This is a genomic window from Microcoleus sp. MOSTC5 (genome assembly GCF_036701825.1).
GTDB lineage: Bacteria > Cyanobacteriota > Cyanobacteriia > Cyanobacteriales > Microcoleaceae > Microcoleus > Microcoleus asticus.
In genome coordinates this window covers 68,260-79,818 of sequence record NZ_JAUBRK010000005.1, presented here as the reverse complement: position 1 = coordinate 79,818, position 11,559 = coordinate 68,260, and the positions used below count along the sequence as shown (strand labels likewise).

Sequence of the window (11,559 nt, the reverse complement as noted above, 5' to 3'; positions counted from 1 at the left end):
ATAAACTATAACTCTAGGGTATAGTTTATCAACCCGATCGGGAAATGTCTTCAATTGATACTAATGTTTTTAACTTTATTGGTTAATGGTCTATATTGTTCTAATATCAACCTTTCCCAGCACGAGATCTGCGGACGAACCACAGGAGGATGTCATTCATTGCTGCATCACAACTATCTTGATTCTATTGTCTTGACGGGAATTGTAATCAAAAACTCTGCACCTTGACCTAACGCTGAATTTACTTCTAAAATACCAGAGTGTTTCTCAACAACAATCTGCCGTGCGATCGCCAATCCCAATCCCGTTCCTTTCCCAACCGCTTTTGTTGTAAATAACTCCTCAAAAATCTTGTCTCGCACTGCCTCACTCATACCCACACCGTTATCTTTAATGCGAATAATCGCTTGATTTTTGTTTCCATCACTTTCGGTTTTAATAGTAATTTGATTGGCGATTCCTGCATAAGGTCGTCCTTGATTTGATTCATCCAGGGCATCGATCGCATTAGCTAACAAATTCATAAATACTTGATTCAACTGTCCGGCATAACACTCCACTTGTGGTAAGTTACCGTATTCCCTAATCACTTTGATTTCTGGACGAGTTTCGTTAGCCTTGAGGCGATGTTTCAGGATCATAATGGTGCTATCGATGCCATCGTGGATATTGCAAGCTATGGGATAGTTAGTATCGGCACGGGAGAATGTCCGTAGACTCGTACTAATATTCCGAATCCGCTTCACGCCTTCCCGCATCGAACCTACTAATTTCGGTAAATCTTCCCGGATGTAGTCCAGATCGATGTCCTCGATTTCCTCTTGAATCTCTGGATCGAGTTGGGGATATTTTTGTTGATACAAATCGAGCAATCCAAACAAATCTTTGATATGCTCTAAGGCTGGTTGAATATTACCAACCAGAAAACCAACTGGATTATTAATTTCGTGGGCGACACCAGCTATTAAATTCCCCAATGCCGACATTTTTTCGCTTTGAACTATTTTTATTTGAGCTTGTTTGAGATCTGTAAATGCTTGTTGAGATTCTTGATACAAACGGGCATTTTCTAAGGAAATGGCGGCTTGAGAGCAGAGCAAATTCAGAACCTCAACCCGATCGCTCGTGAATGCTCCAACCGTCACGTTATTTTCCAGATATAAAATTCCAATTAACTTACCTTGGCTAAGAATTGGACTACAAAGAATACTTTTAGGCTGGTGCTGCTCAATATAGGGATCGCCTGCAAACTGAGGATTTACCCTAGCATCAGCCAGTACCAGAGGTGCCAAACTCCGCTTGACAGTATTCACCAAACTAATTGCTACATCCAAACTTAATTCTAGAGGTATGGACGGTAATAGCTGCGCTTCCTGTTCCTCTTCTACAAGGGCTGTTACCTGTAAATTACTATCTTGTTTGAGTAGCAAGACACACTTACTTGCTCCAGCATTGGCGATCGCTATTTTTAGGAGAGTAGCTAAGAGTTTATCAAGTTCAATCTCCCCAGAAAGGGTTTGAGAAGCTTTGAGTAGACTAGCCAAATCTAGAACTTCAGAAACGCTACTAGAAGAGCGCGTAGAAGCAATAGTTTCCTGGTGGCTGATAGTTCCCTGGAAGGAGGTGGAGGGATGAGATTGCTCAAGGATAGGAGCGATGAGTTGGCTATAACATTTTTCCATATCTTCTACTTTAGCCTTAGCTCCCCAACGACTGTAGGCATAGTAAGCCTCGATCGCATAAAGTTGGGCAATTTTTTCTTTACCCCATTCTAGGTAAAATTTCGCCGCCAGTTCATTAGCTAGTGCTTCTTCGTTGAGGAATTGATGCTCTTTAGCAAGGGAGATGGCGCGATCGTAGAATTCTAATGCCTCTGATTTGTGCCCTAAAACTCGGTAGCGCTCGGCTTCAACTAAATAAAATTTGTGCAGGTAATTTTCGGGAGCATGATCGGCCCACTTTTTCATCTTTTCCTGGTTTTTAGCTACCCGTTCAAGAATGTGTTGCTGTTGTGCCTCGGAAACCTGAGAATAGATTGCCAGATGCGCTAAAGAATCATAGGTGTAGCAGATTGGAACTATGAATAAACCTGTAGCGCCACCTATATATTTTTCGGCTGCGATCGCCGCTTCCACCGCCAACTCAAACTTGCCAAACAGATAACACAGACTCAGTTCGCTGGTATAGAAATAGTAAAGCACAGTCCGATCGCCTGATCGCTCGAGGGCTGGCACAATTTCCTCGCGATCGAAGGCATCTCCACTAAGCTGCCAAGGTTCAGCAGCATCGCCAATCAGATTTAAAATTGCTTGCTGAAACACAGTTAGATGGCTAGTCACTCCTTCTTGCTTGAGGTGGGCGATCTGAGTTCGGAAGGCAGCACTCTCTCGACTGAGATCGCTTAGTTCTCTGCCCATAAACCAACAGTATGAGATGTAAATAAATCCGCAAATGGTAGCCGCTTCTAAATCTCCTGTTTCCAGTCCCACTTGGTAGCCTTCCCGGAGAAAAGGTAAGCTGTTCTTGAGCGGTTCTTTCCAATGCCACACGCTACAGTAAATTCCGACATAGACTCTGGCTTTCATTTCTTTGGCATTAAAATGTTCTAGCAATAAAAGTGCTAGTTTTGCACACTGATAGCCAAATTCAATTTCTCCCGCTATCCCACAAAGTATCAGTCCATAGTAAGCATACCCATTTGCAGAGAATGAGGCATTGCCATATTGAACAGACAAATTTACCTGTTCTAGGACAATAAACGGTAAGAGCGCTGGAGTTGCAACAAAAGCAGAAGAAGAGACAGATTTAAGAATCCGTAAAGCTGCTAACTTGTTAGGATCTGTCATCTGAGGCAGAGTTATTAAATCCAGGGGTTGTCTTCCAGCCAGGATAGATTTAGTCGCCTCGAATGCCTTTGCAATATCTAATTGACTCGGTTGCTCTGGAAGACTGGTTCCTAGACGCTCCACACTCTTTAAGGCAATCTGCACTGCCTCTAGAAATTGATGTTGAGCTTGGGCAGCTTGAATTTGAACTTCATAGACCTTAATCGTATCCAACAGGTTTTTAGAGTGTTCTGTAATGATTGCTGCCAATTGTTTCATCTGATCGAATTTGCCGCTCAGATAAGCGGTTTCAGTGGCAGCTTCGTATAGGGCCAAGGTTAGCTCGTACTGCGGTTGCCACCGATCCTCACCTAACAAGGCGATGCCCGTAGTACAATACTCAAATGCGGCTGTATAGGCAGTTGCAGCTCTGGCTTTTTGTCCTGCTCTCAGGTTGAGTTTGGCAAGTTCTATTTGCCCAGATTGATAGAGGATCAGGGATTTGCCGATATTAAGTTGGTTAACAATCTCAAACAGTTTTTCTTCTTTTTCAGTAGCAGATGTATGAGTCAGTAACAGTTGCCCTATTTTTAAGTGAGCAATCTGTTTTTGCTCGTCGGGAATCAGGGAATAAGCGGTTTGTTGGACGCGATCGTGTAGAAATTTATAAGTTTGGTTTGCAGCCGACTGGGTGGCAGTTAGGGAATCTGTTTGAATGAAGAATTTATAAATTTCGGTTGTGGGAAGAATGAAACCTTCTTGTAAAGCTCTCCAGAGAAATGCTGCTGTTTCTTCCGACGACTTTTCACCGACAATCGCCAGCGTATTCAGATCAAACTGTGCCCCAATACAAGCAGCTAACTTGAGAACTTCCTGAGTTTGTGTCGGTAGCTTCTGCAATTGCACTGCCATAAATTCGACAACATCATCGGTGATAGCTAAAGCTCTAACTTGAGCAATATCGCATTGCCAATGCCGGATATCCCAATCAAAAGTAATCAGCTTATCGTCATGCAATGCCTTGAGACACTGGGTAGCAAAGAAAGGATTACCTTTGGTTTTTTGAGCCACTAATTTTGTTAAAGGTTCCGCAATAGATAACTCGCAATTCAGTGTATCTGCTACCAACCGATTCAGCTCTGGTTCGCTTAACTGTGGCAAAGTAATTGTATTTACCCTTGCCCCTGTTTTGACAATTTCATTCACTGTGAATATCAATGGATGCACAAGGGAAACTTCATTATCCCGATAAGCACCTAATACCAATAAATATCCCGTATCTTCCATCAAGAATTGTAGCAACTTCAGAGATGCGGAGTCAGCCCATTGCAAGTCATCTAAAAACATTACTAAAGGATGTTCTTTACTTGTAAAAACTTGCACAAATTTCTGCATCAGCATATTAAAGCGATTTTGGGCGGCACTTCCTGATAGTTCTGCTGCTGGCGGCTGTTTACCGATGATGTTTTCCAATTCAGGAATTACCTCAATCAAAACTTGTCCGTTATCTCCCACTGCTGCTAAAATCCGGGTTTTCCATGTTTGCAGTTGGGTATCCAATTCGGAGATCAATTGCCCCATTAAGTCGCGGAAGGCTTGCACAAAGGCACTGAAGGGAATGTTGCGTTGAAATTGATCGTATTTGCCTTTGATAAAATAACCGCGCTGACGGACAATGGGTTTATGAACTTCATTGACAACGGCGGTTTTACCGATTCCCGAAAAACCTGCCACTAGCATCATTTCTGTGTTACCTGCGCTGACTCGTTCAAAGGCAGCTAATAATTCAGTAACTTCTTTTTCTCTACCGTAGAGTTTTTCGGGGATAGTAAAGCGATCGCTGATATCTCCGTCTCCCAGTTCAAAAGATTCAATCTGACCAGTTTCTTGAACTTGAGTTAAACATTTCTCTAAATCATATTTCAGTCCTAATGCACTTTGATAGCGGTTTTCGGCATTTTTTGCCATCAACTTGCTGACAATTTCAGATAAAACCAGGGGGATTTCTGGATGAAGTTGATGGATGGGTATCGCCTGTTTAGCGAGATGACAATGCACTAATTCCATCGCATCTTCTGAGACAAATGGTAACGATCCTGTCAACAATTCATAAAATGTCACACCCAGGGAATAAAAGTCACTACGATAGTCAATGCCTCGATTCATCCGTCCTGTTTGTTCGGGAGAAAGATAGGCTAATGTTCCTTCTAAGACATTGGGATTTTTTATTTCTTGGGTTTCTCGCGGTAGGAGGGATGCGATACTAAAGTCAATTAGTTTAATTTGTTTGGTTTCGGGATTAATTAAAATATTGGCGGGTTTAATATCTTTGTGAATGACTCGGTTTTGGTAGAGATAGTGGAGAATGTTTGTGAGTTGCAGAGCCAGATTGAGAAATTCTGTTAAAGATAAAGATTGAGCAGGGTTTTGAGCGTTAGCAACCCTGAGATAAGTAGAGAGAGATACTCCTCCAAAATCCTCCATGACTAAGGCATAGCTATTTTGGTATACTTCGAGAGTCAAGGGGTGGATAATGCTAGGAAAATTAAGATTTTTAGCAATGGTGTACTGATTGCGAAACCCGACAAGTTCGTTGAAATTGGGGTATTCGTTTCGTAGTAGTTTGATGACGACAGGAGTGCGATCACTATCTCGAACACCCCGATAAACGAGGGTGCGAGAGCCTGCATAGATTTGTTCTGTGAGCCGATACCCAGCTAGGGGAATGATGACATCCATTTTTTAGTCCTCAAAAAAATTGATCGACTATAACTCTAGGGTATAGTTTATCAACCAGAGCGGGAAACATCCCCAATTGATACTAATGTTTTTAACTTTATTGGCTAATGGTCTATATTGTTCTAATATCAACCTTTCTCAGCACGAGATCTGCGGACGAACCACAGGAGGATGTCATTCATTGCTACATCACAACTATCTTGATTCTATTGTCTTGACGGGAATTGTAATCAAAAACTCTGCACCTTGACCTAAGGCTGAATTTACTTCTAAAATACCAGAGTGTTTCTCAACAACAATCTGCCGTGCGATCGCTAACCCCAACCCCGTCCCTTTACCGACTTCCTTCGTCGTAAATAAATCATCAAAAATCTTGTCTCGCACCCCCTCATTAATCCCAACCCCATTGTCTTCGATCCGAATCACAACTTGTTGCGGCTCGCCCGATAATTTGGTTTCGATAATAATTTTATTAGGAGCCGCTTTAATCTCTGCAAAGCTCCGTCCAGTATTTGATTCATCCAGAGCATCGATCGCATTACTCAACAGATTCATAAAAACTTGATTTAGCTGACCTGCATAGCACTCTACTTTCGGCAAATCACCGTATTTCTTGATGACTTGAATCTCTGGACGTGTGTCCGAAGCTTTGAGGCGATGTTTGAGGATCATCAAGGTGCTTTCGAGGCCCTCGTGGATATTGGAGGGGACGGGGCGATCGCTATCGGCACGGGAAAAGATGCGAAGACTGGTGCTAATGCCTTTGATTCGCTTCACGCCTTCGTGCATGGAACCCACTAACTTTGGTAAGTCTTCCCGGATATAATCGAGGTCGATCGCTTCAATTTCGTCTTTAATTGCCGCACTGCAATTAGGATATTCTTGCTGATACAAATCGAGCAATCCAAACAAATCATTAATGTAGTCTAAGGCTGGGCTAATGTTGCCAGCAAGGAAGCTAACCGGGTTATTAATTTCGTGGGCGACACCAGCTATTAAATTCCCCAATGCCGACATTTTTTCGCTTTGAACTATTTTTATTTGAGCTTGTTTGAGATCTGTAAATGCTTGTTGAGATTCTTGATACAAACGGGCATTTTCTAAGGAAATGGCGGCTTGAGAGCAAATAAGATTCAGCACTTGAACCCGATCGCTCGTAAATGCCCCCACTGTCAGGTTATTTTCCAGATATAAAATTCCAATCAACTTGCCTTGATTAAGGATTGGACTACACAGAACGCTTTTAGGCTGGTGCTGTTCAATGTAACTATCTCCAGCAAACTGAGGATTTACTCTTGCATCGGCATATACCAGCGGTTTCAAACTCCGCTTGACAGTATTGACCAAACTAATCGCTACATCCTGACTTGATTCTAGCGGTATTGACGGTAATAGTTGCGGTTCCTGCCCCTCTACGACAAGGGCTACTACCTGTAACTCAATATCTTGTTTAAGCAATAACACACACCGGCTTGCCCCAGCATTTGTAATCACTATTTTTAGGAGAGTAGTCAGGAGTTTATCTAGTTCAATCTCCCCAGAAATGGCTTGAGAGGCTTGGATCAGAGTAGGCAAATCTAGAAATTCAGAGTTGCTGCTAGAAGAGTGAGTAGAAGTAATCGTTCCCCGCGTAATAGTTTCCTTGAAGGAAGCATAGGAGCTAGCTTGTTGAAGAATGGGAAGCAGGAATTGAGGATAACGTTCTTCTAAATCAATAGCTTTAGCTTTGGCTCCCCAACGACTGTAGGCATAGTAAGCCTCCAGTGCATAAATTTTGGCAAATTTTTCTTGACCCCACTCTAGATAAAATTTTGCTGCCAGTTCATTAGCTAATGCTTCTTCGTTAAGAAATTGATTTTCTTTAGCGAGGGATATAGCCCGGTCATAGTGTTCAACCGCCTCAGCTTTATTACCCAAAACTCGATGCTTTTCTGCTTCAACCAAATACCACTTATGCAAATGATTCATGGGAGCATTTTGCGCCCACTGTTGCAGAGTGGTTTGATGGGTTTCTACAGAGGCGAGAATTTCAGCTTGTTCAATTTCTGACTGGGTGGGGAAGAGCGCCAGGTGCGTCAGAGCTACATAGAAATGGAAAATGGGAACAACAATCACTCCCGATACTGCCATAAAATACTGTTCGGCTTGCGCAATGTGGTCTAGGGCCGCCGGATAATTGCCAAACAAGTAGGCAAGGAGCAGTTTGTAGATGTAAGCAAAAGCGCTCAATGAAAGTTCGTTGTCCTGATGATGCTTAGGAAGCATCACGGTTTCATCGTAGGTATCGCCGATTAAGCAATTCGGTTGACTTACAGTTTCCCTCAAGTTCCGCACTATCTGCCCCATCATCCCTAAATAAACTCGGGCAGAATTTTGCTTTGCCTGCACCATGACTGCGCTATAAGCTGCTATTTCGGTTTCTAAAGTGTCTAGTTCTACTCCACTAAAAAAGTTGGCGTAAAAGTGATTGATTATGCTGTAGCCAGCGTGGACAAAATCACCAGTTTCCATGCCTGCTAGATAGCCATCTTTCAGCGTCGGTATCGTTGCTCTGAGAGCTTCCTTGTGATGCTGAATATAGAACCCAAACATAGCCAGAATTATGCACTTGAATTCCCTCACATTGAAGCGCTCAATCAATGAGAATGCCAATTTACCCAAAGCGTAGCCTGTTTCAACTTCTCCCAAAAAGGCACACAGCACCATGCCGTGAATCGCATATCCCACAATTGATGCGGGTGTATTTCCACAGGAGAGCGATAAACTTACCATCGTGGAACTCAGTAGGGGCAGTAAACCTGGTCTTCCCTGGATAATGGGTGCAAATAATATTGCTAACAGTTGCATCGCAGCAGTCGCCTTGGCATCGGTCATCACCGGCAACTCGGCTAGTTCTTCAATCCGTTTGCCCTGAAGTTGGGTGGCCAGGATTTGTAGCGCTTTGCCAATTAATGCTTCGTCAGCTTCGGTGGGCAGTTCAACCCCTAATTGTCCGAGTGCATCTCTGGCTACTGCAATCGCTGCTAATGCCTTGCTCTGAGCTATCTGTGCGGCAATCTGAATTTCGTAAATTTTAACTTTGTCTAAAATCGACTGAGCTTTTTGCAATACCAGTCCTGCAATCTCCTCCATTCCGTCAAAGTCACCATTCAAATAGGCAGCTTCGGCGGCTGCAACATAGAGGTTCAGAGTCAATTCATACTGACTTTGCCAACAATTTACCTGTAGTAGCCCCATCCCCGTTTGCAGATAAACTCTTGCCGCACTGTATGCGGTAGAACTTCTTGCCTTGCGTCCGGCTGCTAAGTTTAGTTGAGCTAATGCTTCCCGTTCTTGCGGTTGAGTAATTAACTCAATTCCTCGATTCAAATGCCCAACAATATCAAACAGTTTTTCCTCTTGCTCTATCTCTGAGCAATTTTGCTGAAGTAATTGTCCGACTTTGAGATGCGTTGCTTTTTTCTGTGAATCGGGAATTAGCGAATATGCGGCTTGCTGGACGCGATCGTGTAAAAATCGATAAGTTGGGTTAGCTGAAGCCTTGAAAACTTCATCATTATCCGATTCCGTAAAGAACTTATAGATTTTTGTCGTAGGAATCACCAAACCTTCCTGCAATGCTTTCCATAAAGCCGTAGCCGTCATTCCAGCAGATTTCTCACTGACAATTACTAACGTATTCAAATCAAACTGCGCTCCTATACAAGCAGCTAATGTGAGAAAATCCTGAGTTTCTCTGGGCAACTTCTGCAATTGCAATGCCATGAATTCAACGACATCATCAGTGATAGCTAAGGTTTTTACTTGGGCAATATCGCACTGCCAATGCCGAATATTCCAATTAAAACTAATTAGCCGATCGTCATGTAATGCCTTGAGAAACTGAGTGGCAAAGAAAGGATTGCCCTGAGTTTTTTGATACACTAATTTTGTCAAAGGTTGGGCCAGGGATGACTCGCAATTCAGCGTATCCGCCACCAACAAATTCATATCTGGTTCGCTTAACGGTTGCAAAATAATCGTATTCACTGTTGCCCCAGTTTTAACTATCTCATCCACTGTTAAAATAAATGGATGCACCGGCGACACTTCATTATCTCGATAGGCCCCCAATACTAATAAATATCCTGTATCCCTCATCAATAATTGTAGCAAATTTAGGGAGGCTGAATCCGCCCATTGCAAGTCATCCAAAAACATCACTAAAGGATGTTCTTTGCTTGTAAAAACTTGCATAAATTTCTGCACGAGCAGATTAAAGCGATTTTGGGCGGCGCTTCCTGACAATTCAGTTGCAGGAAGTTGAGCGCCAATTATGCCTTCTAACTCAGGAATCACGTCAATCAAGACTTGTCCGTTGTCTCCCAATGCTGCTAAAATCTGGGTTTTCCATGTTTGCAGTTGGGTATCCGATTCTGATAGCAATTGACCCATTAAGTCGCGGAAGGCTTGCACAAAGGCACTGAAGGGAATGTTGCGTTGAAATTGATCGTATTTGCCTTTGATAAAATAACCGTGCTGACGGATAATGGGTTTATGAACTTCATTGACAACGGCGGTTTTCCCAATTCCCGAAAAACCTGCTACTAGCATCATTTCCGTTTTTCCCAGGCTGACTCGCTCAAAGGCAGCTAATAGTTGAGCAACTTCTTTTTCTCTACCGTAAAGCTTTTCGGGGATAGTAAAGCGATCGCTAATATCTCGCTTTCCGAGTTCAAAATCTTCTATTTTGGCTGTTTTTTGTAACTGAAATAAACAATTTTCTAAATCGTGCTTTAGTCCTAATGCACTTTGATAGCGGTTTTCGGCATTTTTTGCCATCAACTTACTGACAATTTTCGATAAAATTAGGGGAACTTCTGGATTTATTTGATGGATCGGTTTCGACTTTGTGGCGAGATGACAATGTACCAATTTCATCGGATCATCCGAGATAAATGGCAATTTTCCTGTCAACAATTCATAAAAGGTGACACCCAGGGAATAAAAGTCACTGCGATAGTCAATGCCTCGATTCATCCGTCCTGTTTGTTCGGGAGAGAGATAGGATAATGTTCCTTCTAAGATATTGGGATTCTGTATTTCTTGGGTTTCGCGTGGTAGGAGAGATGCAATACTAAAGTCAATTAGTTGAATTTGTTTGGTGTCTGGATTAATGAGAATATTAGCGGGTTTAATATCTTTGTGAATGACTCGCTTTTGGTATAGATAGTGGATAATATCTGTTAGTTGTATGGCGAGTTGGAGAAATTCTGCTAAAGGTAAAGCTTGAGATGGTTGGGTTTCATTTGTTGCTGTTTTGAGATAAGTAGATAGGGAGACTCCGCCAAAGTCCTTCATTACTAGGGCATAGCTATTGCGGTATACTTCCAGCGTCAGGGCTTTGACGATGTGAGGGAAGTCGAGATTTTTGGCAATGGTATATTGGTTGCGAAACTGGACGAGCTCGTTGAAGGTGGGGTATTCGTTTCGCAGCAGTTTGACGACGACTGGATAGTGGTCACGGCTACGGATGCCTCGATAGACTAAGGTACGTGTACCTGCATAAAGTTGCTCTGTAATCTCATAACCTGACAAATTTGCGATCGCATCCATAACTTGTTGACTCTATATTATAAAACAGTTCAATTAAGACCTTCTATTCCATTGTATTTTATTATTTGACAAAGATAGCGATCGCAAACTCTGCACCTTCGCTAGGGACAGAATTAACTGTAATTTTTTCCCATGTTTCTCAACTATTATTTGACAGAAAGCAACTTGATAGGACGCCCCCGGATTCATCCGTGTATCTTTGAAAAAAGCTCCCCATCGTGATGAAAATTCCCGGACTCATCCGTGCGACCAATCTCAAATTTCCAATTTCAAATCGCATGACGTGCGATCGCTAATCCTAAACGAGTTCCTTTCCCTACTCCGCACTATGTGCGCTATGTATAGTATGGTTGCCTAATGTGTTGATGGTATTATAAAACAATTATTTGTATCTTTTAAC

2 protein-coding genes are annotated in these 11,559 nt (G+C 42.5%); both read right to left on the bottom strand.

Features of this window, described 5'->3' with window-relative positions; translation table 11 throughout:
- Positions 1-173 precede the first annotated feature (173 nt).
- Positions 174-5,564 carry an AAA family ATPase gene (locus QUA54_RS03670; protein ID WP_333413332.1) on the bottom strand — a complete coding sequence of 1,797 codons (5,391 nt, stop codon included), beginning with the start codon at positions 5,562-5,564 and terminating at the stop codon, positions 174-176.
- 195 nt (positions 5,565-5,759) lie between these two features.
- Positions 5,760-11,159 carry an AAA family ATPase gene (locus QUA54_RS03665; RefSeq protein ID WP_333413330.1) on the bottom strand — a complete coding sequence of 1,800 codons (5,400 nt, stop codon included), beginning with the start codon at positions 11,157-11,159 and terminating at the stop codon, positions 5,760-5,762.
- Positions 11,160-11,559: the final 400 nt, after the last annotated feature.